This window comes from Nocardioides gansuensis (assembly GCF_003076135.1).
GTDB lineage: Bacteria > Actinomycetota > Actinomycetes > Propionibacteriales > Nocardioidaceae > Nocardioides > Nocardioides gansuensis.
This window is the reverse complement of sequence record NZ_QDGZ01000003.1, coordinates 206,451-232,096: the sequence shown is the minus strand read 5'-3', so window position 1 is coordinate 232,096 and position 25,646 is coordinate 206,451. Positions and strand designations below refer to the sequence as shown.

The 25,646-nt window shown below is 70.5% G+C and carries 26 protein-coding genes; 13 read left to right on the top strand and 13 right to left on the bottom strand.

Annotated features, from left to right (window positions below):
• The first annotated feature begins 54 nt into the window (after positions 1-54).
• The 6 genes from DDE18_RS08075 (at position 55) to DDE18_RS08055 (ending at position 7,576) form a co-directional block, all read left to right on the top strand.
• Positions 55-5,571, top strand: coding sequence for an ATP-binding protein (locus DDE18_RS08075; protein WP_116571726.1), 5,517 nt, complete (start codon positions 55-57; stop codon positions 5,569-5,571).
• Between the two features lie 81 nt (positions 5,572-5,652).
• Positions 5,653-6,099 (top strand): iron chaperone, encoded by a 447-nt coding sequence (locus DDE18_RS08070; RefSeq protein WP_116571725.1) that lies wholly within the window; start codon positions 5,653-5,655, stop codon positions 6,097-6,099.
• Positions 6,100-6,279: 180 nt separating this feature from the next.
• Positions 6,280-6,483, top strand: a complete 204-nt coding sequence (locus DDE18_RS08065) for a hypothetical protein (RefSeq protein ID WP_116571724.1) — start codon at positions 6,280-6,282, stop codon at positions 6,481-6,483.
• Between the two features lie 11 nt (positions 6,484-6,494).
• The gene (locus DDE18_RS08060) at positions 6,495-6,746 is read left to right on the top strand and encodes a hypothetical protein (protein WP_116571723.1); all 252 of its coding nucleotides are present in this window, start codon (positions 6,495-6,497) and stop codon (positions 6,744-6,746) included.
• A complete protein-coding gene (locus tag DDE18_RS22910; protein ID WP_165821085.1) occupies positions 6,743-6,910 on the top strand; it encodes a hypothetical protein in 168 nt (55 codons plus the stop codon). The genes DDE18_RS08060 and DDE18_RS22910 overlap by 4 nt, the downstream gene beginning before the upstream one ends.
• Before the next feature lie 138 nt (positions 6,911-7,048).
• Positions 7,049-7,576, top strand: coding sequence for an SgcJ/EcaC family oxidoreductase (locus tag DDE18_RS08055; protein ID WP_116571722.1), 528 nt, complete (start codon positions 7,049-7,051; stop codon positions 7,574-7,576).
• Here the strand turns inward: DDE18_RS08055 and DDE18_RS08050 are convergent.
• From DDE18_RS08050 to DDE18_RS08040, 3 genes are all read right to left on the bottom strand, one after another.
• The gene (locus tag DDE18_RS08050) at positions 7,539-8,819 is read right to left on the bottom strand and encodes a sensor histidine kinase (RefSeq protein ID WP_116571721.1); all 1,281 of its coding nucleotides are present in this window, start codon (positions 8,817-8,819) and stop codon (positions 7,539-7,541) included. The genes DDE18_RS08055 and DDE18_RS08050 overlap by 38 nt on opposite strands.
• Positions 8,816-9,490, bottom strand: a complete 675-nt coding sequence (locus tag DDE18_RS08045; RefSeq protein ID WP_170313273.1) for a response regulator transcription factor — start codon at positions 9,488-9,490, stop codon at positions 8,816-8,818. The genes DDE18_RS08050 and DDE18_RS08045 overlap by 4 nt, the downstream gene beginning before the upstream one ends.
• 126 nt (positions 9,491-9,616) lie before the next feature.
• Entirely contained in the window at positions 9,617-9,823 is a 207-nt protein-coding gene (locus DDE18_RS08040) for a heavy-metal-associated domain-containing protein (protein WP_116571719.1), read from the bottom strand.
• A 163-nt stretch (positions 9,824-9,986) separates the two neighbouring features.
• Between DDE18_RS08040 and DDE18_RS08035 the strand changes: the two genes are divergently transcribed.
• On the top strand, positions 9,987-10,265 hold the full coding sequence (locus DDE18_RS08035) for a CDGSH iron-sulfur domain-containing protein (RefSeq protein ID WP_116571718.1): 279 nt from the start codon (positions 9,987-9,989) through the stop codon (positions 10,263-10,265).
• Positions 10,262-10,411 (top strand): hypothetical protein, encoded by a 150-nt coding sequence (locus tag DDE18_RS22905; protein ID WP_165821084.1) that lies wholly within the window; start codon positions 10,262-10,264, stop codon positions 10,409-10,411. Before DDE18_RS08035 ends, DDE18_RS22905 begins: the two co-directional genes overlap by 4 nt.
• Before the next feature lie 21 nt (positions 10,412-10,432).
• Here DDE18_RS22905 and DDE18_RS08030 read toward each other — a convergent pair whose 3' ends face one another.
• Positions 10,433-10,732, bottom strand: a complete 300-nt coding sequence (locus DDE18_RS08030; protein ID WP_116571717.1) for a metal-sensitive transcriptional regulator — start codon at positions 10,730-10,732, stop codon at positions 10,433-10,435.
• A gap of 197 nt (positions 10,733-10,929) precedes the next feature.
• Between DDE18_RS08030 and DDE18_RS08025 the strand changes: the two genes are divergently transcribed.
• Genes DDE18_RS08025 through DDE18_RS08010 form a run of 4 tightly spaced genes read left to right on the top strand, consistent with a single transcriptional unit; the run spans position 10,930 to position 14,759 of the window.
• Positions 10,930-11,220, top strand: coding sequence for a metal-sensitive transcriptional regulator (locus tag DDE18_RS08025; RefSeq protein ID WP_245916512.1), 291 nt, complete (start codon positions 10,930-10,932; stop codon positions 11,218-11,220).
• Positions 11,221-11,240: 20 nt separating this feature from the next.
• Entirely contained in the window at positions 11,241-11,447 is a 207-nt protein-coding gene (locus DDE18_RS08020) for a heavy-metal-associated domain-containing protein (protein WP_116571715.1), read from the top strand.
• A complete protein-coding gene (locus DDE18_RS08015; RefSeq protein WP_116571714.1) occupies positions 11,444-12,403 on the top strand; it encodes a hypothetical protein in 960 nt (319 codons plus the stop codon). The genes DDE18_RS08020 and DDE18_RS08015 overlap by 4 nt, the downstream gene beginning before the upstream one ends.
• Positions 12,404-12,425: 22 nt before the next feature.
• Positions 12,426-14,759 (top strand): heavy metal translocating P-type ATPase, encoded by a 2,334-nt coding sequence (locus DDE18_RS08010; protein ID WP_116571713.1) that lies wholly within the window; start codon positions 12,426-12,428, stop codon positions 14,757-14,759.
• Between the two features lie 17 nt (positions 14,760-14,776).
• Here the strand turns inward: DDE18_RS08010 and DDE18_RS08005 are convergent, their stop codons facing one another.
• Positions 14,777-15,139: an ArsR/SmtB family transcription factor gene (locus tag DDE18_RS08005; protein ID WP_116572003.1), complete on the bottom strand. Its 363-nt coding sequence runs from the start codon at positions 15,137-15,139 to the stop codon at positions 14,777-14,779.
• Positions 15,140-15,232: 93 nt separating this feature from the next.
• On the opposite strand from DDE18_RS08005, the gene DDE18_RS08000 reads away from it, so the two are divergent.
• On the top strand, positions 15,233-17,227 hold the full coding sequence (locus tag DDE18_RS08000) for a heavy metal translocating P-type ATPase (RefSeq protein WP_116571712.1): 1,995 nt from the start codon (positions 15,233-15,235) through the stop codon (positions 17,225-17,227).
• Positions 17,228-17,232: 5 nt separating this feature from the next.
• Here DDE18_RS08000 and DDE18_RS07995 read toward each other — a convergent pair whose 3' ends face one another.
• The 8 genes from DDE18_RS07995 to DDE18_RS07960 are packed head-to-tail and all read right to left on the bottom strand — an operon-like array spanning position 17,233 to position 25,607.
• A complete protein-coding gene (locus DDE18_RS07995) occupies positions 17,233-18,426 on the bottom strand; it encodes an NAD(P)/FAD-dependent oxidoreductase (RefSeq protein ID WP_165821083.1) in 1,194 nt (397 codons plus the stop codon).
• Between the two features lie 31 nt (positions 18,427-18,457).
• Positions 18,458-19,930, bottom strand: a complete 1,473-nt coding sequence (locus tag DDE18_RS07990; RefSeq protein ID WP_170313272.1) for an aspartate ammonia-lyase — start codon at positions 19,928-19,930, stop codon at positions 18,458-18,460.
• Positions 19,927-20,901 (bottom strand): cation diffusion facilitator family transporter, encoded by a 975-nt coding sequence (locus DDE18_RS07985; RefSeq protein ID WP_116571710.1) that lies wholly within the window; start codon positions 20,899-20,901, stop codon positions 19,927-19,929. The genes DDE18_RS07990 and DDE18_RS07985 overlap by 4 nt, the downstream gene beginning before the upstream one ends.
• Positions 20,894-21,946 carry an ABC transporter ATP-binding protein gene (locus DDE18_RS07980; RefSeq protein ID WP_116571709.1) on the bottom strand — a complete coding sequence of 351 codons (1,053 nt, stop codon included), beginning with the start codon at positions 21,944-21,946 and terminating at the stop codon, positions 20,894-20,896. Before DDE18_RS07980 ends, DDE18_RS07985 begins: the two co-directional genes overlap by 8 nt.
• Positions 21,943-22,983 (bottom strand): ABC transporter ATP-binding protein, encoded by a 1,041-nt coding sequence (locus DDE18_RS07975; RefSeq protein ID WP_116571708.1) that lies wholly within the window; start codon positions 22,981-22,983, stop codon positions 21,943-21,945. The genes DDE18_RS07980 and DDE18_RS07975 overlap by 4 nt, the downstream gene beginning before the upstream one ends.
• Positions 22,980-23,690, bottom strand: a complete 711-nt coding sequence (locus DDE18_RS07970) for a GntR family transcriptional regulator (RefSeq protein WP_116571707.1) — start codon at positions 23,688-23,690, stop codon at positions 22,980-22,982. The genes DDE18_RS07975 and DDE18_RS07970 overlap by 4 nt, the downstream gene beginning before the upstream one ends.
• Positions 23,687-24,670 (bottom strand): ABC transporter permease, encoded by a 984-nt coding sequence (locus DDE18_RS07965; protein ID WP_245916511.1) that lies wholly within the window; start codon positions 24,668-24,670, stop codon positions 23,687-23,689. Before DDE18_RS07965 ends, DDE18_RS07970 begins: the two co-directional genes overlap by 4 nt.
• Positions 24,663-25,607: an ABC transporter permease gene (locus DDE18_RS07960; protein ID WP_116571706.1), complete on the bottom strand. Its 945-nt coding sequence runs from the start codon at positions 25,605-25,607 to the stop codon at positions 24,663-24,665. The genes DDE18_RS07965 and DDE18_RS07960 overlap by 8 nt, the downstream gene beginning before the upstream one ends.
• Positions 25,608-25,646: the final 39 nt, after the last annotated feature.

The window sequence follows — 25,646 nt, the reverse complement described above, 5'->3', positions numbered from 1 at the left end:
GTGACAATCTCCTGACTGGACGTAGCGACCCCGCTGCTGACAGGAGACTCGGACTTGTTCTCACGCATCGCAGTCGTCAATCGAGGCGAGGCAGCCATGCGGCTGATCCACACCGCCCGGGACCTGAAGTCCTCAGGCGAGGACCTCGTCACCATCGCGCTGTACACGGACGCGGAGCGGCAGGCCATGTTCGTGCGCGAGGCGGACGAGTCCTACGCGCTGGGGCCGGCCGCGGCCCGGCCCTACCTCGACCTGGCCGTGCTCGAGCGCGCGCTCGTCGAGACCCGCGCCGACGCCGTGTGGGTCGGCTGGGGCTTCGTCGCCGAGGACCCGGCGTTCGTGGACCTGTGCGACCGCCTCGCGGTGACCTTCATCGGCCCGAGCGCGGCCGCGATGCGTCGCCTCGGCGACAAGATCGGGTCCAAGCTGCTGGCCGAGGAGGTCGGCGTGCCGGTCGCGGCCTGGAGCGGTGGTCCCGTGGAGACGCTGGAGGACGCCCTCGCCGCCGCGGAGTCGATCGGCTATCCCCTCATGCTCAAGGCCACCGCCGGTGGCGGCGGCCGAGGCATCCGCAAGGTCACCTCGGCGGCCGAGCTGGAGGACGCCTACCAGCGCACGCGAGACGAGGCCGAGCGCGCCTTCGGCAGCGGCGTCGTGTTCCTCGAGCGGGTCGTGGAGGGAGCACGGCACGTCGAGGTGCAGGTGATCGCCGACGGGCACGGCACCGCCTGGGCGATCGGCGTCCGCGACTGCTCCGTCCAGCGGCGCAACCAGAAGATCATCGAGGAGTCGGCGTCACCGCTGCTGACCCCGGAGCAGAACGAGTCCCTCAAGGCGTCCGCCGAGCGGCTCGCCCTCGCGGTCGGCTACGAGGGCGCCGGCACCGTCGAGTTCCTCTACCAGCCGGAGGAGAAGACGTTCGCCTTCCTCGAGGTCAACACCCGGCTCCAGGTCGAGCACCCGATCACCGAGGTGACCACCGACGTCGACCTCGTCAAGGCACAGATCCGCGTCGCCGCGGGCCGGGCGCTCGAGGGCGGCCGCCCGATCGAGCGCGGCCACGCCATCGAGGTGCGACTCAACGCCGAGGATCCCGACCGCGACTTCGCTCCCTCTCCCGGGCGGGTCCAGCTCCTCGAGCTGCCCAGTGGACCCGGGATCCGGGTGGACACCGGCCTCGGCGAAGGGGACACGATTCCCGCTGACTTCGACTCGATGATCGCCAAGATCATCGCCTACGGCCGCGACCGCGACGAGGCGCTCGCCCGCCTGCGGCGGGCGATGTCGGAGACCACGGTGGTCATCGAGGGCGGCACCACCAACAAGAGCTTCGTGCTCGACCTGCTCGACCAGCCCGAGGTCGTCTCCGGTGAGCCCGCGTGGGCCGACACCGCGTGGATCGACCGGGCCCGCGGCGAGGGGCGCCTGGTGTCCCACGCGAGCTTCGAGATCGCCCTGCTCGTCACCGCGATCGAGGCGTACGACGAGCAGCTGCAGGTCGAGAAGGACCGGTTCTTCGAGGCCGCGCACGGCGGCCGCCCCCAGGCGCAGCACAAGGTCGGTGACCCGGTCGGCGTCAAGCTCCGCGGCTCGACGTACCGGGTCTCGGCCCTGCAGGCCGCGCCCGGCCTCTACCGCGTCACGGTCGCCAGCGCCAGCCAGTCCGCCTCGGCGGACGTCGCCTTCGAGCGCCTCGACCACCTCCACGCCCAGCTGGTCGTGGGCGGTCGCCGTCACCGGATCGTGTCCGCCGTGCACGGGGCCACGCACCTCGTCGAGGTGGACGGTGTCACGCACCGGATCACACGCGACGAGGGCGGCGTGCTCCGCTCCCCCGCGCCCGCGCTCGTTGTGGCCACGCCCGTCGCCGTCGGTGACGTCGTCGAGGCCGGGGCCCCGGTGCTGGTGCTCGAGAGCATGAAGATGGAGACGGTGATCCGGGCGCCGTTCGCGGCGCGGGTGCGCGAGCTCCCCGTCAGCACTGGCAGCCAGGTCGAGACCGGCGCTCCGCTGGTCAAGCTGGAGCCGGTTGCCGACGAGACCGCCGGCACGGCAGCCCCCGAGGCCGACGGCCCGGCGCTGGCCCTTCCCCTGGGCGACGAGGCCCGCACGCCCCGGGGTGACGCCGCCCGCTTCCGCGCCGACCTGGCGGCTCTGCTGCGCGGCTACGACGTGACCCCCGCCGACCGCAAGGCGGCACTCCAGGGCTATCTCACCGCGCGTGAGGAGCTGCGGTCTGCCGGCGTCGACGTGATCGAGGACGAGGTCGAGCTCCTCGACCTGTTCACCGACCTCGCCGAGCTCAGCCGCAACCGGCCGGCGGAGGACGAGCTCCGCACCGAGCTGCGCGTCCACAGCGCCCGCGAGCACTTCCACACCTACCTGCGCAGCCTGGACGTGGAGCGCGGTGGCCTCCCGGACGAGTTCCACGGCCGCCTCGAGCGGGTCCTCAGCCACTACGGCGTCACCGACCTGGAGCGCACGCCCGCCCTCGAGGAGGCGGTGTTCCGGATCTTCCTGACCCAGCAGCGACCGGCTGCCGACGCCGAGGTCGTGACGGCGCTGCTGCAGCGCTGGATCGACGAGCCCCCGCCGTCCGAGGACCGCGCCACGCAGGTGCGCGACCTGCTCGAGCGTCTGAAGCGTGCGACCCAGCTGAGGTTCCCCGTGATCGGAGACCTCGCCCGCAGCGTCCGGTTCCGCTGGTTCGACCAGCCGCTGGTGGACGCCGAGCGCGCCAGCGTGCTGGCCGGAGTGCGCGACGAGCTGGCCGCCCTCGCCGCGGATCCCGCCGCGCCGGATCGTGCCGAGCGCCTCGACGCACTCGCCGCGATCCCCGAGCAGATCGTGCAGTTCCTCGCCGAGCGGCTGGAGCAGGGCATCGGCGGCGACGAGCCGATGCTCGAGGTCCTGGTCAAGCGCCACTACCGCGAGTTCGACCTCCACGAGCTGGCAGTTTCCCGCCACGACGGCCGCCCGTTCGTGCACGCCGAATACGTGCTCGACGAGCGGCCCACCCGGCTGGTCTCGACGATCGGCACCGTGGCCGAGCTCTCCGACGCCGCGTCCGGCCTCGTCACTGGCGTGACCACCGAGGTCGCCGCCCGGCCCACCGGCGACGAGACGGTCGTCGACCTCTACCTCCACTGGCCGGACGCACCCGCGGCCCTCACCGACGCTCGCGAGGGGCTGTCGCAGGTGCTGGGCGACCTTCCGTTCGCAGGACTCGCCCGCCGGGTGACCGTCGCGGTCTGCCGCGGCAGCGGCCAGCCGGTCGACTACTTCACCTTCCGCCCGGACGGGGCCGGCGGTGTGGTCGAGGACGATCTCGTGCGCGGAGTCCACCCGATGGTCGGCCGCCGGCTCAACCTCTGGCGGCTGCGCGACTTCCACGTCACGCGCATCGAGGCGCCCGACGACGTGCTCCTCTACGACTGCGTTGCCCGGGACAACCCGGCCGACCGCCGCCTGGTCGCCCTCGCGCAGGTCCGCCAGCTCGCCGTCGTCCGCGACGACGCAGGCCAGGTCATCGGCCTCCCGCACGCCGAGCGTGCGGTGGAGAACTGTCTCGAGGCCGTACGCCGAGCGCGCACCGCACGCGGTGCGGACGGCGCCAAGCTCGACATGAACCACGTCTGGGTGCAGGTCTGGCCGGTCGTCGAGGCCGACCTCGACCAGCTCACCAGTCTGCAGAAGAAGATCACGCCGCTGACCGACGGCGCCGGCATCGCCGAGGTGTCCGCCCAGGGCCGGGTCGCCGGGCCTGACGGCACGCCGGTCCCGATCTCCATCCGGTTCTCGGCGGCGCCGGGCGCGGGAGTGGTCTCCACCATCGAGGAGCCGCCCACCGAGCCGCTCAAGCCGCTCGATGACTACGGCAGCAAGGTGCAGCGAGCGCGTCGGCGCGGGCTGGTCTACCCCTACGAGCTCGCAGCGATGCTGACCGGGCCGCGCGGCACCCTGGTCGAGCACGACCTGGACGACACCGGCACGCTGGTGCCGGTCGACCGTCCCCGGGGCCTCAACAAGGCAGGCATCCTCGTCGCGGTCGTCACCACGCCGACGGCCCTCCACCCCGAGGGCGTCACGCGCGTGGTGCTCTGCGGCGACCCGACCAAGGCCCTCGGTGCCGTGTCGGAGCCCGAGTGCACGCGCATCATCGCGGCCCTCGACCTCGCCGAGCGGATGGGCGTCCCGGTCGAGTGGTTCGCGCTGTCGGCGGGTGCCCGCATCTCCATGGACTCCGGCACGGAGAACATGGACTGGGTTGCCGCCGCCCTGCGCCGCATCGTCGAGTTCACCCAGTCGGGCGGCGAGATCAACGTCGTGGTCGCGGGCATCAACGTCGGCGCCCAGCCCTACTGGAACGCCGAGGCCACCATGCTGATGCACACCAAGGGCATCCTGGTGATGACACCGGACAGCGCGATGGTGCTCACCGGCAAGCAGTCGCTCGACTTCTCCGGCGGGGTGTCGGCCGAGGACAACTTCGGGATCGGCGGCTACGACCGCGTCATGGGCCCGAACGGCCAGGCCCAGTACTGGGCGCCGGACCTCGCCGGTGCCTTCGACGTGCTGATGGCCCACTACGAGCACACGTACGTCGTGCCCGGCGAGGCCGGCCCGCGTCGTACCGCCACTTCCGACCCCAGCGACCGAGACGTCACGACCGCCCCGCACGAGGACCCGGGCAGCGACTTCAGCACCGTCGGCGAGATCTTCTCCACGGCCAGCAACCCGGACCGCAAGAAGGCCTTCGACATCCGGACCGTGATGCGGGCCGTCGCCGACCAGGACCACGCCACGCTCGAGCGCTGGGCGGGCATGGCCGACGCCGATACGTCCGTCGTCTTCGACGCGCACCTCGGTGGCTACCCGGTCTGCCTCATCGGCATCGAGTCCAAGCCGGTCCCCCGTCGCGGCTTCCCGCCCACCGACGGGCCCGACGTCTACACGGGCGGCACGCTCTTCCCGCGGTCGTCGAAGAAGACGGCCCGGGCGATCAACGCCGCGAGCGGCAACCGGCCGCTGGTCATCCTCGCCAACTTGTCCGGCTTCGACGGCTCGCCCGACTCGATGCGCAACCTGCAGCTGGAGTACGGCGCAGAGATCGGCCGCGCGATCGTCAACTTCGACGGCCCCATCGTGTTCTGCGTGATCTCGCGCTACCACGGCGGAGCGTTCGTGGTGTTCTCCAAGGCGCTCAACCCGCGGATGACCGTGCTCGCCCTCGACGGCTCGTTCGCCTCGGTGATCGGCGGCGCCCCGGCGGCCGCGGTGGTCTTCGCCGGCGAGGTGGACAAGCGCACCGCGAGCGATCCCCGGGTGCGGGAGCTGGAGGAGGCCGTGGCCGAGGCCACGGACACCGAGCGCGGCCGCCTGGTGGTGGAGCTCGCGCAGCTGCGGGCGTCCGTGCGGGCCGAGAAGCTCGGCGAGGTCGCCGGCGAGTTCGACGGCGTCCACGACATCCACCGCGCTGTCCAGGTCGGATCCGTCGACGCCGTCATCCCTGCGGACCGGCTGCGGCCGGAGATCATCGCCGTCCTCGAGCGCGAGCTCGGCGAGGGCTAGATCGGTCAGGATCGAAGAAGCCTCGCGCCTCAGGCGCTCCCTACGATCGGGACCACACCCGAACGACAGAAGGAGCGTCCGATGGCCAGGCAAGCGTCGTACGACGGATTCACCGAGGACGAGCGCGCGGCGATGAAGGAGCGGGCGGCCGAGCTCAAGTCGACCGCCCGCCGCGGCTCCGGCGCCAAGAAGGCTGCTGCCGACGCGCAGGACTGCCTCGACAAGATCGCAGCCATGCCCGAGCGCGAGCGGGCGGTCGCGAAGGGGCTGCACCGGATCATCGCGGAGCTCGCTCCCGACCTCGCTCCCAGGACCTGGTACGGCATGCCGGCCTATGCCCGCGACGGCAAGGTGGTGGTCTTCTTCAAGAACGCCTCCAAGTTCAAGATGCGCTACAGCGAGGTCGGCTTCAACGAGGAGGCGAACCTCGACGACGGCGATCTCTGGCCGACCGTCTTCGGCATCACCGCCATGAACCCGGCCGTGGAGAAGCAGCTGACCGCGCTGGTCAGGAAGGCCGTCAGCTGAGGAGCTGACCGGGCTGAACAAGCACCACCGGGCCCGAGCAGCGGCAACGGCGTGCGAATGGGACGTGTCGGTACGCCGCGTCTACGTATCCAAATCAGTACTCCTGCGGTCGCGACCGGAGCTCACCGGGCGTTTTCTGGATGTAGCGCCGGACACGCTCACCCAGGAAGCGAGGCAGTCATGAACATCGATTCTTCCGGCACGAACACGGCCAGCAAGGTGCGCTCGATCCTCGTCGAGCTGGCCCGCCGCGAGAAGGACGAGGCGGCCGACGACGCCGCTGCCACGCCGTGCTGCTCCCCCACCCCCGCCACCGTCCTCGAAGCCCGCACCGTTGCGGCGTTGCTGGGGGCCGCGGCCGACCAGCTTCTCGCCGAGAGCTGAGGAGGCGTGCCATGTCGACCGTGCTACCCCAGAACGAGAAGTACCTGCGCGACGCCTTCGGCTCCGCGCTGAGCGACGGCGCCTGCGTGCTCGACGCCGACCGCGAGGTCGGCTACGTCCGCCTCGAGTACGGCACTCGACGCGGACCCGACTCGGCGTACTGGGACGGCTGGTTCACCGTCACCCGCACCCGCCGCGACCACCCGCTCCGCGGCAAGGTGATGACCGGACACCTCGTCCAGCTGATCGGCGGCACAGCATGACCTGGCACTCCACCGTCGTCCCGGCCGACCGCCTCGGCTCCCTGGTCGACAGGATTCGCGACCACGGCGGCACGGTGACCAGCTCCCGCCCCGAGCCCGACGGTGTGCACGTCACCTGGACGACCGACACCGGCGACCTCGACTCCCGTGAGCGCGCGAACTGACCAGCCTCACTGAGGGCGAGCCTGGCCAGGACCAAACTTGTCGATGCCCTTGCCGTCGCCTTGACCAGCGCTGACCGTCCGCTTGCCTGTCCTTCGCGACAGTGGTGCCTCCTGATCCATCAGAGCAAGGGAGACACCATGAAGAAGCTGTCGATCATCGCGGCAGGTGCCGCACTGTCGGCCGTTGCCTTGGCCGTGCCGGCCGCGGTGAGCACAGCTGCGACGGCCACGCACGGCGACTCCGCACGCCAGCCCGTCGCGACGAGAATCGCCGGCACACCGAGCAACGCCGAGATCACCGCACTCTTCGACCGCTGGAACGCCGCGGTGGAGACCGGGGACGCGGAGAAGGTGGCGGACCTCTACGCACCGGACGCCGTGCTGCTTCCCACGCTGTCGCCGCAGATCCGGACCACGCGCGAGGGAATCGTCGACTACTTCGAGCACTTCCTCGCGCGCCACCCGAGCGGTGAGGAGATCCGCTCGGTCGTGAAGGTGCTCGACGCCCATTCGGCCATCGACACCGGGCTCTACCGCTTCACCTTCCACAACGCCGACGGGACGACGGACTCCGTGGACGCGCGCTACACGTTCGTCTACGAGAAGCGGGACGGCCAGTGGTGGATCATCAACCACCACTCCTCGCTGCTGCCGGTTGCCAGCTGATCCTCACGCACAGACCGCCGGTGGGGGCGTCGTCCAGCACGACGCTCCCACCGTCGTCGGTGACCAGCTGCTTGACGATGGCCAGCCCGAGGCCGGAGCCGGACCGGCCGGTGAGCCCGCGTCCGCGCCAGAACCGGTCGAAGGCCCGCGCCTTCTCGTCGGCCGACATCCCGGGACCCTCGTCGTGGACCTCGAGCACGATTGCGTCTGGAGATGCCTGGATGGCGATCCCGATCGTCGCCCGGTCCGACGACACGGCGAGCGCGTTGGAGAGGACGTTGTCCAGCACCTGTTCCAGGTGCCCCGGGCCCGCGACGACCATGGGCACGCCGTCGTACGCCGCCGTCAGCGCGAACCGGATGCCCTGCTCCGCCGCCTCCGGGCGCCAGACGGCGAGGCGCTGCTCGATCACCTCGGGCAGGCAGACCGGCTCCGTCCCACCGGCCGTGGCGTCTGCTCGGGCGAGCACGAGCAGGCCGTTGACCAGGCGGCTCATCCGGACCACCTCGCTCGCCGCCTGCTCGACGTCCTCTCGGACGGCCACGTCGTCGACACCGTCGGCGATGTTGTCGAGCGAGAGGCGGAGCGCCGTCAGCGGCGTGCGGAGCTGGTGGGAGGCGTCCGCGACGAACACCTGCTGCGCGGCGATCAGGCTCTCGACGCGCTCGGCGCCGGCGTTCAACGTCCGGGCCAGCGTCTGGATCTCGGGCGGACCGGTCACGGGCGCTCGGGCCGTCAGGTCACCGTCGCCGAGCCTGCCGGCCATCGCGTGCAGCTCGCGCAGCGGCCGGGTCAGCCGACGCACCGCGACGGCACCGAGCACGGCCGCGACCGCGAGGATCCCGACTGCGAGCAGTGCCCGGACCGCCCAGATCTCCCACACTTCCTCGTCGATCTCGCCGATCGGATAGCTGATCCGCACGGCGCCGTAGGCGGAGGCGGGCACGGTCACGAGCAGGGCGGTGTCGTTCCAGTCGGCCCGGGTCCCGCCTTGCCACGAGGGGAGCACCTCCACACTGCCAGGTGTGTCGCGCTCGTAGGCCCGGATCGTCGCGGCCAGGGAGTCGCGGGAGGCCTGGTCCCCGTTCGCAAGCAACAGGGCCATCGCCGTCGCGTCGCGTTGGACGGCCGCCTCGGTGTCGTCCCGCACGTGCCCACTGACGGGGACCGAGACCGGCACCTTGAAGGCCAGGAGCGCGCAGGCGACCAGCACCACGTAGGCGACCGTCAGCCTCCGGATCATGGGGTGGCAGCAGCCGGTTCGACGAGGAGTCGGAAGCCGACGCCCCGCACCGTCTCGAAGGTCAGGGCGCCGGCGAGCTTCCGGCGCAGCGCCGAGACGTGGACGTCGAGGGTCTTCGTGGGGCCGAACCAGTTCGTGTCCCAGACCGCCTCCATGATGTGTTCCCGGGTGATCAAGGCGCCGGGCTCCTCGGCCAGGAAGGACAGCAGCTCGTACTCCTTGCGCGCGAGCTGCACCTCGACTCCGTCGAGGAACACCCGCCCTGCCCTCCGGTCGATGGTGACCCGGCCGTACCGGCCCTCGTCCGACGCGCTCCCCTCCGGGTGCACGCGACGCATGACGGCCCTGATCCGGGCGATCACCTCGCGCACGCCGAACGGCTTGGACACGTAGTCGTCGGCCCCCAGCTCCAGCCCGACGACGCGGTCCGCCTCGTCACTGCGCGCGCTCACGACGATGATCGGCACGTCGCTGCGCGACCGCAGGACCCGGCAGACGTCGAGGCCGTCGCCGTCCGGCAGCCCGAGATCCAGCAGCACGAGATCGCTCGGCGCCGCCTGCAGCGCCTCCGCTGCGGTGGCCACCCAGTCGACCTCGTACCCGTACCTGGCCAGCCCGCGTCGCAACGACGTGGCGATCGACTCGTCATCCTCTACCAGAAGCACTCGCACGCGAGAAACCATAGGCGCGCCGGAGGCTCGGGACGCGTACGGTCCAGCACCTCAGCGTTCGCCCCCACCGTCGAGCCACTCCGCGGGCTCACCTGGGCAGAGCGGCGCCCACGGTGTGCGGGGCACTCAGTCGGCGATCTTGTACCCCACCTGCTCCACCGCGCTGCGGATGGCCGCGTCATTGACCTCGCCGGTGACGTCCAGGGCGCCGGTGGACACGTCGACGTCGACGTCTTCTACACCCGCGACCTCCATGACCGCATTGGTGACCTTGTTGACGCAGCCGTTGCAGGTCATGCCGACGACCGTGTAGCTGGCAGTACTCGTGCTCATTGCGGTATCTCCCTCGGGTCTGGCCGCTGGTGCGGCTCCAATGACTCGATAGGTTACCCCCCTAGCGTATCTTGTCAACTGTTCGCACCGGTTGACTTTTTACCCTCCCAGGGTATGGTACTGCGAACCGAGCCACCCACCGTCCCCCATGGAGGACACTGCGATGACCGACGCCATCCCCGCCCTCGCCCAGCGCCCCACGACCATCAAGGCGGTGCGCAACGGCCCCCTCCAGCTGAAGGGCACGTTCCGGCTCCTGGACCCGAACGGCGAGGAGTACGACCTCGAGGGTCAGCGGATCGTCTTGCTGTGCCGGTGCGGACATTCGGGGAACCAGCCGTTCTGCGACTCCAGCCACGTCCGACAGGGCTTCACCAGTCAGGACCGGCCCCCCGTCTGCGGGACCTCCGAAGCCGAGTCAGACGACGAAGGCGTTGCATGACGAGCGCGAGCGTGACGACGCTGACGACCCGGATCCTCCGCCACGCCGTGGCCGCCACGTGCGGCTGTGTCGCCCGCCGGTGGGCGGTGGAGGCCAGTCGCAGCGTCGGCGGCATCACCGTCCGGGCCGAGCTCCGCTCGCGCTGACACGCAGCCGGCGAGCTCCGATCAGGAACGGACCAGGCGCGCAATCGCGTCGGTGGCTTCCTTCAGCTTGACGTCGGCATCCTGGCCCCCCGCGGCGGCCGCATCGACGACGCAATGGCTCAGATGCTCCTCCAGGAGCCCGAGGCCCACGGACTGGAGCGCCTTCGTGATGGCCGAGATCTGGGTCAAGATGTCGATGCAGTACTTGTCCTCCTCGACCATGCGCTGGAGGCCGCGGGCCTGACCCTCGATCCGGCGCAGGCGGCGGAGGTAGTCGTCCTTGCGGTTGAGGTAACCGTGGTGGTGCGGCGTCTCGGTCATGTCCAGCTCATCTCGTCTTGCAGCTCATCTCGGCTGTGCCCATCCCGGCAGTTGCAGGCACCCGAACTGTACCCCGTACCAGTATGAGCGACGCCGGATTCGCCACCACCTGCCCTTGACCCCGGATACACTAGGGGGGTATTGTATCCATTGCTTGACAGCACCAGCCCGTGCGAAGGAAGACTGCGATGGCCGACATGACTGACCACCCTGGATACGACGCCCGCAAGGACGACTTCCTGCGCCGCCTCCGGCGGATCGAGGGCCAGGCCCGCGGTCTGCAGCGGATGGTCGACGAGGACAAGTACTGCATCGACATCCTGACCCAGGTCTCCGCCATGACCTCGGCACTGGAGTCCGTAGCCCTGGGCCTCCTCGACGACCACCTGCACCACTGCGTGGTCGGGGCCGCCGCAGCCGGCGGCCCAGAGGCCGAGCAGAAGCTTGCCGAGGCCTCCGCCGCCATCGCCCGCCTCGTCCGTTCCTGACACCGAGAGGAAATCGCGCCATGAGCACCACCCAGACCTACACCGTGACCGGCATGACCTGCGGTCACTGCGTCGCCTCCGTCACCGAGGAAGTCCAGGAGATCCCGGGAGTCGAGAACGTCGACGTCGTCCTCGAGACCGGAAGCCTCACGGTCACCAGCGCTGAGCCGGTTGACGACGCCGCGGTCAAGGCCGCGGTCGAGGACGCGGGATACCAGCTCGCATGAGCGTCAGCGTGAAGCTCATCGGCTTCCTCGTCGCCCTGGCCGCAGTCTTCGGCGGCGCAGTCGGGATCGGACGCGCAGTTGGCCCTGTCGACTCCCCCACTGCCGACCACGGCGGGATGGAGGGCATGGACGAGATGGAGGGCATGGAGGGCATGGACATGTCCGAGTCCGGTGCCGCCAGCATTCCGAAGGGCCTGCTGGTGTCGCAGGACGGCTACTCGTTCCGGCTGGACCAGACAACGGTCACGCCCGGCACCGCGGTGCCGGTGTCCTTCACGATCGAGGACCCCGACGGCAACCCGGTCACCGAGTACGACGTCGAGCACGAGGAGGACCTCCACCTGATCGCCGTACGCCGCGACTTCTCGGGATTCCAGCACGTCCACCCGGAGATGGCCTCGGACGGCACCTGGACGACGGAGCTAGACCTCACCCCGGGGGCATGGCGCCTCTTCGCCGACTTCAAAGCCACCGGGGCCGAGGCACTCACCTTGGGCAACGACCTCTTCGTGCCCGGCAAGCTCCAGCCGGCTGAGCCTCCCACCGCCGACTCCACGACCGCCACGGTCGACGACTACACCGTCACCCTCGAGGGCGACCTCACCGCCGGTGCAGAAGCGAAGCTCACGTTGAACGTGACGCGCGACGGCGAGCCGGTCACCGACCTCGAACCGTACCTGGGCGCCTACGGGCACCTGGTCGCGCTCCGGGCCGGCGACCTCGCCTACCTGCACGTGCACCCGGAGGGGACGCCCGGGGACGGGGAGACCGAGCCCGGACCGGACGTGGTCTTCTTCGCGAACGTCCCGAGCCCGGACCGCTACCACCTCTTCCTCGACTTCAAGCACGAGGGCGTGGTGCGGACCGCCGCGTTCACGGTGACCGGATCCGCCGACACCGCAACCTCCCCCGATGACGAGTCCGATGGCGAACACGCCGACGACGACGCACACTGATCTAAAGACCAAGGAGTAGCAGATGAGCTCGCTCACGGGTTCGCCCGGCTTGCCGGCCTCGACCGCCCAGGTCGAGCTCGAGATCAGTGGCATGACCTGCGCCTCGTGCGCCAATCGCATCGAGCGCAAGCTGAACAAGATGGACGGCGTGACCGCCACCGTCAACTACGCCACCGAGAAGGCCAGGGTCGCCTTCCCCGAGGGTCTGGACCCGGCGGACCTGGTCCGGACGGTGGAGGAGGCAGGGTACGGCGCTGCCCTCCCCCGCCCCGCGAAGCCGGAGACCGACGCGGGCGACGAGGAGGCCGACGACCCGACCCGCTCGCTTCGGCAGCGCCTGATCGTCTCCGCGCTCCTCACCGTTCCGGTGATCGCCCTGGCGATGGTGCCGGCCTGGCAGTTCACGAACTGGCAGTGGCTCAGCCTCACGCTCGCTGCGCCGGTCGTCGTCTGGGGCGCCTGGCCCTTCCACCGGGCGGCCTGGGTCAACCTCCGGCACGGCACGTCGACGATGGACACGCTGGTCTCCCTCGGCACCCTGGCCGCGCTGGGCTGGTCGCTCTACGCCCTCTTCTGGGGCACGGCCGGTACGCCGGGCATGACGCACGCGTTCGAGCTGACCGTGGCCCGCACCGACGGTTCGGCGAACATCTACCTCGAGGCCGCGGCGGGCGTGACCACCTTCATCCTGGCCGGCCGCTACTTCGAGGCCCGCTCCAAGCGCCGCGCCGGGGCAGCTCTCCGTGCGCTGCTCGAGCTGGGCGCCAAGGACGTGGCCATCCTCCGTGACGGCCCCCACGGCGAGACCGAGGAGCGCATCCCGACCGAGCAGCTCGCCGTGGGCATGCGCTTCGTGGTCCGACCCGGCGAGAAGATCGCCACGGACGGCGTGGTCGAGGAAGGCAGCTCGGCAGTCGACGCCTCGATGCTGACCGGCGAGTCGGTGCCGGTCGAGGTCGGCCCCGGCGACGCCGTCGTCGGCGCCACCGTCAACGCCGGCGGTCGGCTGGTGGTCCGGGCCACCCGGATCGGTTCCGACACGCAGCTGGCGCAGATGGCGCGGCTGGTCGAGGACGCCCAGAACGGCAAGGCCGAGGTACAACGCCTCGCCGACCGGGTGTCTGGCATCTTCGTCCCGATCGTCATCGTGCTGGCCGCGGCCACCCTCGGCTTCTGGGTCGGAACCGGCGGCGGGCTGGCCGCCGCCTTCACCGCGGCGGTCGCCGTGCTCATCATCGCCTGCCCCTGCGCCCTCGGCCTCGCCACTCCCACCGCACTGATGGTCGGGACGGGCCGCGGCGCACAGCTCGGTATCCTGATCAAGGGTCCGGAGGTGCTGGAGTCGACCCGCAGGATCGACACCATCGTGCTCGACAAGACCGGCACCGTGACCACCGGACAGATGACGTTGCTCGACGTGGTCGCCGCCGACGGCGAGGACCGTGACGAGGTGCTCCGGCTCGCGGGAGCCCTCGAGGACGCCTCGGAGCACCCCATCGCCAAGGCCGTGGCCGTCGCCGCCCGGGACAGGAGCGGCCGCCTTCCCAAGGTCGAGGACTTCGCGAACGTCGAGGGCCTGGGGGTGCAGGGCGTGGTCGTCGACGGCGACCGCAGCCACGCCGTCCTGGTCGGCCGGCCGCGGCTGCTCGAAGAGTGGTCGCAGAAGCTGCCCGTGGAGCTGGACCGTGCCTTCGCCGCAGCCCAGGCAGACGGAGCCACCGCGATCGCAGTCGGCTGGGACGGCCAGGCTCGCGGCGTGCTCGTCGTCGCGGACGCGATCAAGCCGACCTCAGCCGAGGCCATCGCCCAGCTCCGCAAGCTCGGTCTGACGCCCGTGCTGCTGACCGGCGACAACGAGGCCACGGCACGGACGGTGGCCCGCGAGGTGGGTATCGACGCGACGGACGACACGGTCATCGCGAACGTGCTCCCCTCGGACAAGGTCGACGTCGTCAAGCGCCTGCAGTCCCAGGGCCGGGTCGTGGCGATGGTCGGCGACGGCGTCAACGACGCGGCGGCCCTGGCCCAGGCCGACCTCGGCCTCTCGATGGGCACCGGCACCGACGTCGCGATCGAGGCCAGCGACCTCACCTTGGTCCGGGGCGACCTCCGCGTGACCGCCGACGCGATCCGGCTCTCCCGGCGCACGCTGGCCACCATCAAGGGCAACCTGTTCTGGGCGTTCGCCTACAACGTCGCCGCGCTGCCCCTGGCCGCCGCCGGACTGCTCAACCCGATGCTGGCCGGCGCTGCGATGGCGTTCTCCTCCGTGTTCGTGGTCACCAACAGTCTCCGGCTCCGCCGGTTCCAGCCCCTGACAGACCACGAGGCGGAGGCAGCACAGGCCGCGGCCTGACCACGTCCGCCATCGGCTCAGCCGGTGGCGGACTCGCGGTCGGTCGCTCCGAGCCGGAGATGCTCGGCGTGGTAGACGGCCTCGTCGAGGAGCTGCGCCACGTGGCTGTCGTAGAGCGAGTAGACGATGCTGCGGCCCTGCCGGACACCGTCGACGAGACCCAGGTTGCGCAACAACCGGAGCTGGTGGGAGACAGCCGACTGCTCCATCTGCACCGCGTCGGCCAGCTCGCCCACCGTGGCGGAGCCCTCCCGAAGACGGCCGAGGATCATCAGCCGGCTCGGCGTGGCGAGTGCCTGCAGCGTCGTGGCGACCGACTTCGCTGCGGCGAGATCGAGGCGCGACGGGGTGGGCTTGCGTCCGTCTGCTCCGTGGCCCATGCCTGGCAGCATACACGCCTCCCTCGCTTGCATGAACATATCTTCATGTCTTAGCGTTGCGCGCACCAGCCGCTGCTCTTGCGAAGGATTGCCATGACCTCCACCTTGTCGGCGCCACGTCGCGACGTCGCCTCTGCCGACCTCTCCCCGAGCCGGACCCGGCGGTCACGGCTCTGGTCGGTGCTGTCGATGTCGGAGGTCCGGTGGGCGGCCCTGGCCACCACCCTCTTCCTCGCGGGTGGTGCATGCCAGCTGCTCGACGCTCCGGCACCGGTCTGGTGGACGCTCTACCTGGCCTGCTACGCGACCGGCGGCTGGGAGCCGACCCTCTCGGGACTGCAGGCGCTGAAGGAGAAGACCCTCGACGTCGACATCCTCATGATCGTTGCTGCGCTGCTCGCGGCGTCCATCGGCCAGGTCTTCGACGGTGCACTCCTGATCGTCATCTTCGCCACCTCCGGCGCCCTCGAGGCCTTCGTCACCCGTCGTACGGCGGACTCGGTGCGGGCGCTGCTCGACCTGGCCCCGGAGCAAGCGACCAGGCTGACCGCGTCCGGCGAGGAGGAAGTCGTGAACACCGCCGACCTCGTGGTCGGGGACCTCGTCCTGGTCCGGCCCGGCGAGCGGGTCGGCGCCGACGGGGAGGTCCTCGAGGGCCTCAGTGAGGTCGACCAGGCGTCGATCACCGGTGAGCCGCTGCCCGTCGCCAAGACGGTGGGCGACGAGGTCTTCGCCGGCACGCTCAACGGCACCGGCGCGCTCCGGGTCAGCGTGAACCGCGCGGCCGAGGACTCCGTGGTCGCCCGGATCGTCAGCCTGGTCGAGGAGGCCTCCGAGACCAAGGCTCGCACCCAGCTCTTCATCGAGAAGGTGGAGCAGCGCTACTCGGTCGGCGTCGTCGTCTCCACACTCGCCCTCTTCGGCATCCCGCTCGCCCTTGGGGCGGCCTTCGAGCCCACGCTGCTCCGCGCGATGACGTTCATGATCGTCGCGTCGCCCTGCGCCGTGGTGCTGGCCACCATGCCCCCGCTCCTGTCCACGATCGCCAACGCGGGACGCCATGGCGTCCTGATCAAGTCTGCGGTCGCGCTGGAGAAGTTCGGCAAGACCGACCTGGTCGCGTTCGACAAGACAGGCACGCTCACCCAGGGCACGCCCCGGGTCTCCGAGATCGAGCCGGTCCGGGCCGCGGGAATGAGCACGGACCGGCTGCTCTCACTCGCCGCGGCCGCAGAACGACCGAGTGAACACCCCCTCGCCCGTGCGCTCGTGGCTGCTGCGCATGACCGGGATGTGCCGATGCCGCACAGCGAGGACTTCACCTCCACGCCCGGCCGCGGGGTCACCGCGATCGTCGAGAGCGCGCAGGTCCGGGTCGGCTCCCCCGCTCTCCTCGACGACGTGCGCCCCGCCTTCAGCGAGCACCTCGCCGAGGCCCGCACCCTGGTGCGCGGGCTCGAGGACGCCGGCCGGACGGCCGTCGTGGTCATCGTCGACGATGTTCCGGTCGGGGTGCTGGCGCTCGCCGACCAGCTTCGCCCCGGTGCCCGTGAGGCGGTTGCCAAGCTCACCGCGATGACCGGGCGCAGCCCCATCGTGCTCACGGGCGACAACGAGCGCGCCGCGCGCCGCCTGGCCGACGAGGTCGGCATCAGCGATGTTCGCGCCGCACTCCTGCCCGACGGCAAGGTGGCGGAGGTGCGCCGGCTCCAGGAGCAGGGCCATCGCGTCCTCTTCGTCGGCGACGGCGTCAACGACGCCCCGGCGATGGCCGCTGCCGAGCTCGGCGTGGCCATGGGGCGCCACGGGTCCGACCTCGCGCTCGAGACCGCCGACGCAGTGATCGTCCGGGACGAGCTCGGGACGCTTCCCAAGGTGATCGGGCTGTCCTGGCGTGCCCACCGGGTGGTGAAGGCAAACCTGGCCTTCGCCGCAACCGTCATCACCGTGCTGGTCATCTGGGACATCGTGTGGATCCTGCCGCTGCCGCTGGGCGTCGCAGGTCATGAGGGCTCCACCATGGTCGTGGGACTCAACGGTCTGCGACTCCTCGCGCGCTCCGCCTGGCAGAAGGCGGATCGGGCCTGATTCGGTCAGGAGGGGCCGACCACGTCGTCGAGCGGCCTCCCGGGGGACAGCTGATCGACCAGGCAGGGCAGGTGCTCGTGGGCGGCCAGTGAGACCACGGCGACGACCTGGCTCCCCCGGGCCAGCGCGACCAACGCTTGCCCGGCCTCCACAGCGCCCCACACCACCCGGCTGCGGTCCGCGACCTGGGGGAAGCCCACCGCGCGGACACGGGCCCCGTGGATCGTGGTGCCGAAGGTGGGCAGGGCAGTGAGAGGTTGCGCCTGCCCCGGCCCGGCGAGCAGGTTCGCCCCGGCCAGGTCCGCGTGGGCGAGGGTGCTCGCCCAGTGCTCGACCCGGGACGACTCCCCGCCGAGCAACGCCTGGGGCGCACGGACGACGTCGCCCGCCCCGACGACGCGGTCGCTGCCGCGCGCGTGCAGCGTGGGTCCGCACTGCAGCCCTCCGGAGACGAGCAGTCCGCTGCCGCGGAGCCACTCGACGTTGGGCGTCGTGCCGGTCGCCATCATCACCACGTCGGCCGGCAGTCGGCTGCCGTCCTCGAGCACCACCCCGACGACCGCTCCGGCCCGCACGTCGAGGGTCCGCATGCGCGTTCGGTGCCGCAGGTGCACTCCGGCGACCTCGTGGAGGTGCCGCAGGTGCTCGGCGACCGGCCGGCCCACGGCCCGGGCGGTCGGAAGGTCGGAGGGGTCGACCATGGTCGTGTGGTGACCTTGGGCGACTGCGTGCGCCGCGACCTCGGCGCCGATCAGCCCACCCCCGACGACGACCACGCGTCGTGCCCGCGACTCGAGGCTGGACCGGAACGCCTCGGCGTCCTCGAGGGTACGCATCACGAAGGCACCCTGCACACCCTCGACGAGGTCGACGTCACGTGGCCGAGCGCCGGACGCGACGACCAGGCCGTCGAACCGAAGCACCGTCCGGTCACCCAGGATGACGCGACGCCCGGCGAGATCCAGCCGCGTGGCGTGCTCCCCGAGACGCCAGACCACATCGGCCGGCGTGTCCTCGAGAGCGAGGCCGGCACGGTCGACCAGCCGGGTCAGGTACGCCTTGGAGAGCGGGAAGCGGTCGTAGGGGCGGTGCTGCTCGCCTCCGACCACGACCAGCTCGCCGTCGTACCCGAGCCCTCGGAGGGCAAGTGCTGCCCGATGCCCGGCGAGCGAGGCGCCGACGACCACGATCCTGCTCATGGCTTTCGGCGGCCCGACGACCCTGGCGTCGTCAGTCACCGGCCGCTGGGGGTGCGGTGACCGGGAGCCCGGCCAGTCGCTCCGGGTGGAGCAGGCCATCGAGCTGTTCGGCGCCGACCAGGCCGGTTGCCAACACCAGGTCCCGGACCATCCCCTCGCCGGCCAGCGCGGCCTTGGCGATGTCCGCCGCCGCGGCATATCCGAGATGGGGAGTGAGTGCGGTGACGATGCCGACGCTCCGCGCGGTCGAGGCCTGCAGGTGCTCGAGGTTGACCTCGATCCCGGAGATGCACAGGTCACCCAGCGTCCGGAACGACGTCGTCATCCAGCTGATGCCCTGGAGCAGGTTGTGTGCGATCACCGGCTCGAAGGCGTTGAGCTGTAGCTGCCCGGCCTCCGCGGCCATGGTCACGGTGACGTCGTTCCCGATGACGCTGAACGCCACCTGGTTCACCATCTCCGGGATCACCGGATTGACCTTGCCCGGCATGATGCTGGAACCGGCCTGCCTGGCCGGCAGGCGCAGCTCACCGAAGCCCGCCTGCGGGCCGGAGGAGAGCAGCCGGAGGTCGTTGCAGATCTTCGACACCTTCACAGCGGTGCGCTTGAGCACCCCGGAGAGCTGCACGAACACCCCGGTGTCGGACGTGGCCTCGACCAGGTTGGTCGCGCCGACCAGCGGCAGGCCGGTGATCTCCCCGAGGTGGCGGCACACGGACTCGCGATACTCCGGCACCGCGGTGATTCCTGTGCCGATGGCCGTGGCCCCGAGGTTGATCTCGCGCAGCAGTGCGCGTGAGTCCAGGATGCGTGCCTGCTCCTCGACGAGCGTGGCTGCCCACGCGGCGAACTCCTGGCCGACGGTCATCGGGACCGCGTCCTGGAGCTGGGTGCGCCCGACCTTGGGCACCGACCAGAACTGACGGGACTTGGCCTCGCAGGCCTCGGCGAGCATGTGCACGGATTCGGACAAGCCGTCGAGCGCGGCGAGCAGGCCCAGCCTCAGTGCCGTGGGATAGACGTCGTTGGTGCTCTGGCTGCGGTTCACGTGGTCGAGGGGGTGCACCTCGTCGTAGCTCCCCGCGGGCAGGCCGAGCAGCTCGAGCGCGCGGTTCGCGATGACCTCGTTCGCGTTCATGTTCGTCGACGTGCCGGCCCCGCCCTGGAGGACGTCGACCACGAACTGGTCGTCGAGCAGCCCCTCCCTGACGTCCTGGCATGCACGCTCGATCACGTTCGCCCGGCGGGAATCGATCAGCCCCAGCTCATGGTTCGCGCGGACGGCGGCCAGCTTGACCGAGCCCAGGCCCGCCACCAGGGTGGGGTGGACCGAGACCGGTGTACCGCTGGCCGTGAAGTTCTCGAGGGCACGCGCCGTGTGCACGCCCCAGTACGCACCTGCGGGAACCGCCTTCTCCCCGAGGAAGTCACGCTCGATCCGGGCTCGGGGTGGCCTCACCTGCTCAGCGGTCTCGGTGGAGGTCGTGGGGTCGGAATGGGTCACCAGAGCACTTCCTTGCAGCCTGTGTGTTCGGTGGGCTCGACCTGCACGGTGGCGTGCGTGATGTGGTGGTGGTCACGCAGCAGGTCCCGGGCCTGGTCGAGCACGGCGTGGGTGTCCGAGTGCGGTCGGACCTGGAGGTGGACGCTCACGGCGTCCATGCCCGAGGTGATGGTCCACACGTGCAGGTCGTGGACCTCCACGACGCCGTCGAGCTTCTCCAGGTCACGCGTCAGGTGGTCGACGTCGACGTGCGCGGGTGCGGACTCGACGAGGATCCGGAGCGAGTCGCGGCCGAGCCTGTAGGCGCGGGGCAGGATGAACAGGCCGATGCCGATGGCGATGACCGAGTCGACCCAGTACCACGAGGTTGCCGCGATGATGGCGGCGCCGATGAGCACCCCGACCGATCCGACGGCGTCTGCGACCACCTCGAGGTAGGCGCCGCGCAGGTTGAGGCTCTCCTTCGCGCCGGCCTGGAGCAGCCGGAAGCAGACCAGGTTGACGAGCAGGCCGACGACGGCCACCACGATCATCGGCGTCGTGGACACCTCGGGAGCGTCCTGCAGCCGCTGGATCGCCTCGTACACCACATAGCCCGCGACTGCGAACAGCAGGGCGGTGTTGGCCAGGGAGGCCAGGATCTCCAGGCGGTACCAGCCGAAGGTGCGGTGCACCGCCTTGCTTCCACTGGTTGCCAGGGTGATCGCCGCCAGGGACATGCCCAGCCCGCCGGCGTCCGAAAGCATGTGGCCGGCGTCGGAGAGCAGGGCCAGCGAGCCGGAGATGAGGCCGGCGGCGAACTCGACCGCGACGAATGCGGTGGTGAGCAGGAACGCGATCAGCAGCGGTCGGCGGTAGCGGGCGCCGGCGGTCAGGGCGTCCGCGGCGCTCGGCCCGTGGCTGTGCCCGTGCCCGTGCCCGTGCCCGTGGCCGTGGCCGTGGCTGTTCCCGTGGGTGTGTTCGTCACTCATCTGGGTTCCTCGTGGAGGTGGCGAGAAGAGCGGACGGGTGGGGCACCTGGTCCCAGAAGTGGCAGGTCACGGTGTGGTCCTGACCGGGCCGGGAGATCTCGGGTACGACGGTGCTGCAGATGTCCTGGGCGATCGGGCAGCGGGGGTGGAACCGGCAGCCCGACGGCACGTCGATCGGGCTGGGGGGCTCGCCGCGCAGCCGGGAGACCATGGCGTTGGCCTCGGCGCCGGCCTGCTCGGCCAGCGACGCGGCGAGCAGGACCCGGGTATAGGGGTGGCGGGGGTTGGTGAAGAGCTCGTCGCGGGGGGCGACCTCGACGATCTTCCCCAGGTACATGACCGCGACCCGGTCGCACAGGTAGCGCACCACGCGCAGGTCGTGGGAGATCAGCACCAGGGTCAGGTCGAGCTGGTCCTTCAGCTCGACCAGCAGGTTGAGGATCTGGGCCCGGATCGAGGCGTCGAGTGCCGAGGTCGGCTCGTCACAGATCAGGAACTTGGGCTCGAGCAGCAGGGCGCGGGCGATCACCATCCGCTGCAGCTGGCCGCCGGAGCACTCGGCCGGGCGGCGCTCGAGGATCGCCTCCTCGATGCCGACGCGGTCGAGCATCTCAAGCATCCGCTGCTGACGCTGGGCGCGGTCCTTCATGCCGTGGTGGCGCAGCGGGGCTTCGAGGCTGGTCCCGAGGCTCATCTTCGGGTCGAAGGCGCCGTAGGGGTCCTGGAAGACGAACTGCATCGAGCGGCGCAGCTCCTTGAGCCGCTTGCCCTTGGCACTGGTGATGTCCTCGCCGTCGAAGACGATGTGGCCGCTGGTGGCGTCCACGGCCCGCAGGATGGTCCGGGCCAGCGTGGACTTGCCGCAGCCGGACTCCCCGACCAGGCCGAGCACCTCACCCTGGCGGACCGACAGGGACACCCCGTCGACGGAGTGGACCTTCTTGCCCTTGCCCGCCGGGTAGTGCTTGACCAGGTCCTGGAGCGAGAGCAGCGGCTGGGCCGCCTCCGTCACCGTGGGGTGGTCGAGGGGGACGCTGGTGGTCATCCTGCCTCCGCGTGCTCTCGGGATGCGTAGCATCGACTGTGGTGCTCGTGCTCCCCGCACGTGTGCAGGGTCGGCTCCTCGCCACGGCACATGTCCGTGATGCCGAGCTGGGCGGCCACCGGACAGCGCGGGAGGAACCGGCACCCATGCTCCAGCGACCGGGCCTGGACCACGCTGCCCGGGATCGAGAACAGCTGACCCCGCTCCGCCTCGAGCAACGAGGCCTTGAGCAGCGCCTGGGTGTAGGGGTGCTGCGGGTCATCGAAGATGTCCTTGGTCGTCCCGTTCTCCACGATCCGGCCGGCGTACATCACCGCCACCCGGTCCGCCATCGTCGAGACGATGCCCAGGTCGTGGGTGATCAGCAGGATCGAGAGCCCCAGCTCGTCCCGCTTCTGCTTCAGGAGGTCCAGGATCTGGGCCTGCACGGTGACATCCAGCGCCGTGGTCGGCTCGTCCGCGATCAACAGCTCCGGGTCCGCGCTCAGTGCGGCCGCGATCATCACCCGCTGCGCCATCCCTCCCGACAGCTGGTAGGCGAACGACGAAGCCCGCCGGGCCGGTTCGGGGATCCCCACGTCGCGCAGCATCTCCACCACCCGCGCCCTGGCCTGACGCCGACCGACCTTGCGGTGCCGCCGCAGCGACTCCGCCACCTGGCTGCCCACCCGCGCGGTGGGATCGAGCATCACCTTCGGCTGCTGGAAGAGCATCGCCACCTTGTCGCCACGGATCTCGTTGCGACGTCCGGACCCCATCGACAAGACGTCCTCACCCTGGAGGCGAGCCTCCCCGCCGACCACCTCCGCGCCCGGCGGCAGGAGGCCCATCACGGTCAGTGCCGTCAGGCTCTTGCCCGACCCGGACTCGCCGACCAGCGCCACGATCTCGCCCCGGTTGATCCTCAGGTCCATGCCGTCGATCGCGGGCGCCCCCGGCACATCCGGAAAGTCCACCCGCAGCCCGCGGATGTCCAGCAAGGGCTCGTCGCTGTGCGCCGCTACTCGCGGACGCGCCTGCTTCAGCAGCTTGGTCATGACAGCTCCTCAACGCCCTTCCCGGGCGCCGCGTCGACGGATGCCTGTCGCCTCATCAGCGTGACCACCGCGTCGTCGAAGTGCTTCTTGAGGACGGCCAGCGCCTGCTCGGTCTCGCCCGCCTTCATCGCATCGGAGATGAGCCGGTGCTCCTCCACGAGGTCGTCACGCGCGTCGTCCGCAGTCAGGACGCCGAGGCAGAGGCGGGTCTCGGAGATGACCGTGCCGAACATCCGCTTGAGCCGTGGGCTGCCGCTGGCATCGACGAGGGCCACGTGGAACTCCAGGTCGACGTTCCCGACGGTCTCCCAGTCACCCGCCGACTCGGCCTTCTCCATCAGGGTGACGAGGCGGTCCAGCGACTCGGACGCGACGGCGGTCGTGCCACTCGAGATGATGGACCGGATGGCTGCGGACTCCAATGCCTCACGGGCGACGTAGACGTCGAGCACGTCCTCGTCGGTGAGCACCGGCACGAACACGCCTCGGTGCGGCTCGCTGTGCAGCAGTCCCTCTTGCACCAGCCGCTGGAGCGCCTCCCGGACCGGACCACGACTGACGCCGAAGCTGGTCGCCAGCTCCACCTCGCTCAGCTGCGAGCCGGGCTTCAGCGACCCGTTGACGATGCTCGCTCGCAACCGCTCGGTCACGATCGAGGCGAAGGTGGCGCGCGGGATGGTGACGGCGGATGCCGTTTCGGCGTTCACAGGGCTTCTCCCTCTACGAGAGCGGTGCTGGGCGGGGGCACGGGGATGGCGGTCGGCTCCTTGGCGCGCTTGCGGCGCTTCTTGATGTCGAGGCCCTGGCCGATCATGGTCACGCTGAGGGCGGTGACGAAGATCGCGGCACCGGGCAGGACGCCGAGGCTGGGCGCTCTTTCCATGTAGGGCTGCGCGTCGAGCAGCATCGCGCCCCAGTCGGAGTCGGGTGGCTGCACGCCCAGGCCGAGGTAGGACAGCGCACCGACGGTGATCAGCTTGTGCCCGAAGCGGAGGAATCCCATCGCGACCACCGGCCTCGAGGCGTTGGGGATCACGTGCCGGAAGACGATGTAGGACTTCGGGGAGCCCAGGATCTCGGCGGCCTCGACGTAGTCCTTGGAGTTGATTTCGAGCGCCAGCCCACGCATCAGCCGGGCGAACGGCGTCCAGCCGGTGATGGTCAGCGCGGCGATCAGCGTGCCGTAGCCGGTGCCGAAGAGGGCAATGAGGAACAGCGCAATGACGACGTCGGGGAAGCAGATCAGGACGTCGACGCTACGCATCACGAGCTCGTCGAGCCACCCGCCGCGGCGGGCCGCGAGCGCACCGATGATGGAGCCGGTCACGGCGCAGATCACCAGGGTGATCGCGGCGATGGTCACGGAGAACCGTCCGCCCCACATCAGCCGGGAGAGCACGTCGCGTCCGAGGTGGTCGGTCCCGAACCAGTGGTCCGCCGAGGGGCCCGCGAGCCGGTTGCCGAGATCCTGCGTGGCCGGGTCGTGCGGCGAGATCCACGGCGTGAGCACCAGGACCAGCAGCACCAGCGCAAGCAGCACGACACCGACGGCGAAGGTCCAGTGCCGGCCCTGGGCGCCCCGCACCAGCAAGGAGAGGACGTTGGGACGATGCGGCGTCGCGGACCTCAGCTCCGACGGACGCTGGTTGGGTCGCGGCACCGGCCGGGTCGACATGGTGTCAGGCATGGCTGCTCACCCTGATCGCCGGGTTGAGGACGCCGTAGAGCAGGTCGGTCACGGTGTTGATCACCACTGCGAGGGTCAGGATCAGCATCATGCCTCCCTGGATGACGGGGACGTCGTTGTTGATCACCGAGGTGTAGAGCAGCCGGCCCATGCCCGGGATGTTGAAGATCACCTCGACCACCACCGACCCGCCCAGCAGGCCGGCGAACCAGAACGAGAACAGGGTCATCACCGGCAGCATGCTGTTGCGCAGCCCGTGCCGGACCAGGGTCCGCGGAAAGCTCAGCCCCCGGCTGCGTGCGGCGGTGATGTACGGCGCGCTCAACACGTCCGACATCGCGGCCCGGGTGACCTGGGTGAAGTACCCCAGCGGCCGCAGCGCCAGCGCCGTCGCCGGCAGCACGATGTACGCCGGACCGGTCCATCCGCCCGACGGGAGCCAGCCGAGGTAGCGGGCGAAGATCAGGACCATCACCGGACCGACCCAGTACTCGGGCGCTGAGACCGCGCTCTGCGACATGAACGTGACCGCGTTGTCGACCTTGCCCCCGCGCGCGGTCGCGGCCCAGATGCCCAGCGGGAGCGCGAAGACCAGGGCCAGCAGCAGCGCCGCCAGGGCCAGGGACACCGAGACCCCCAGGGCGGGGACGACCAGCTCCTGGACGGGTGTCCGGCTGGTGAACGAGAAGCCGAAGCCCCCGGTGAGCACCTCGCGCAACCAGTCGACGTACTGCACATACAGCGGCCGGTCCAGGCCGAGCTCCTTGGTCAGCGCCTCCACCTGCGCGGGGTCCAGCGCCGGGTCGTTCACCCGGGCCCGGAGGATCTTCCGCGCCGGGTCGCCCTCCCCCGCGTACGGGATCAGGAAGGCGAGCACCGAGACGACAAGCAACGTCACCACCAGGGTCATCCCCCTGCGGATCAGGAACGTCAGCATCGATGCCTCCTTGGTGGGTCAGGTCGGTCAGTCACAGGG

Excerpts from the sequence above, each read along its gene's own strand:
- DDE18_RS08070 (WP_116571725.1), top strand. The coding sequence starts at position 5,653 with ATGGCCAGGCAAGCGTCGTACGACGGATTCACCGAGGACGAGCGCGCG.
- DDE18_RS08065 (WP_116571724.1), top strand. The coding sequence starts at position 6,280 with ATGAACATCGATTCTTCCGGCACGAACACGGCCAGCAAGGTGCGCTCG.
- DDE18_RS08060 (WP_116571723.1), top strand. The coding sequence starts at position 6,495 with ATGTCGACCGTGCTACCCCAGAACGAGAAGTACCTGCGCGACGCCTTC.
- DDE18_RS22910 (WP_165821085.1), top strand. The coding sequence starts at position 6,743 with ATGACCTGGCACTCCACCGTCGTCCCGGCCGACCGCCTCGGCTCCCTG.
- DDE18_RS08055 (WP_116571722.1), top strand. The coding sequence starts at position 7,049 with ATGAAGAAGCTGTCGATCATCGCGGCAGGTGCCGCACTGTCGGCCGTT.
- DDE18_RS08050 (WP_116571721.1), bottom strand. The coding sequence starts at position 8,819 with ATGATCCGGAGGCTGACGGTCGCCTACGTGGTGCTGGTCGCCTGCGCG.
- DDE18_RS08040 (WP_116571719.1), bottom strand. The coding sequence starts at position 9,823 with ATGAGCACGAGTACTGCCAGCTACACGGTCGTCGGCATGACCTGCAAC.
- DDE18_RS08035 (WP_116571718.1), top strand. The coding sequence starts at position 9,987 with ATGACCGACGCCATCCCCGCCCTCGCCCAGCGCCCCACGACCATCAAG.
- DDE18_RS22905 (WP_165821084.1), top strand. The coding sequence starts at position 10,262 with ATGACGAGCGCGAGCGTGACGACGCTGACGACCCGGATCCTCCGCCAC.
- DDE18_RS08030 (WP_116571717.1), bottom strand. The coding sequence starts at position 10,732 with ATGACCGAGACGCCGCACCACCACGGTTACCTCAACCGCAAGGACGAC.
- DDE18_RS08025 (WP_245916512.1), top strand. The coding sequence starts at position 10,930 with ATGACTGACCACCCTGGATACGACGCCCGCAAGGACGACTTCCTGCGC.
- DDE18_RS08020 (WP_116571715.1), top strand. The coding sequence starts at position 11,241 with ATGAGCACCACCCAGACCTACACCGTGACCGGCATGACCTGCGGTCAC.
- DDE18_RS08015 (WP_116571714.1), top strand. The coding sequence starts at position 11,444 with ATGAGCGTCAGCGTGAAGCTCATCGGCTTCCTCGTCGCCCTGGCCGCA.
- DDE18_RS08010 (WP_116571713.1), top strand. The coding sequence starts at position 12,426 with ATGAGCTCGCTCACGGGTTCGCCCGGCTTGCCGGCCTCGACCGCCCAG.
- DDE18_RS08005 (WP_116572003.1), bottom strand. The coding sequence starts at position 15,139 with ATGGGCCACGGAGCAGACGGACGCAAGCCCACCCCGTCGCGCCTCGAT.
- DDE18_RS08000 (WP_116571712.1), top strand. The coding sequence starts at position 15,233 with ATGACCTCCACCTTGTCGGCGCCACGTCGCGACGTCGCCTCTGCCGAC.
- DDE18_RS07995 (WP_165821083.1), bottom strand. The coding sequence starts at position 18,426 with ATGAGCAGGATCGTGGTCGTCGGCGCCTCGCTCGCCGGGCATCGGGCA.
- DDE18_RS07985 (WP_116571710.1), bottom strand. The coding sequence starts at position 20,901 with ATGAGTGACGAACACACCCACGGGAACAGCCACGGCCACGGCCACGGG.
- DDE18_RS07980 (WP_116571709.1), bottom strand. The coding sequence starts at position 21,946 with ATGACCACCAGCGTCCCCCTCGACCACCCCACGGTGACGGAGGCGGCC.
- DDE18_RS07975 (WP_116571708.1), bottom strand. The coding sequence starts at position 22,983 with ATGACCAAGCTGCTGAAGCAGGCGCGTCCGCGAGTAGCGGCGCACAGC.
- DDE18_RS07965 (WP_245916511.1), bottom strand. The coding sequence starts at position 24,670 with ATGCCTGACACCATGTCGACCCGGCCGGTGCCGCGACCCAACCAGCGT.
- DDE18_RS07960 (WP_116571706.1), bottom strand. The coding sequence starts at position 25,607 with ATGCTGACGTTCCTGATCCGCAGGGGGATGACCCTGGTGGTGACGTTG.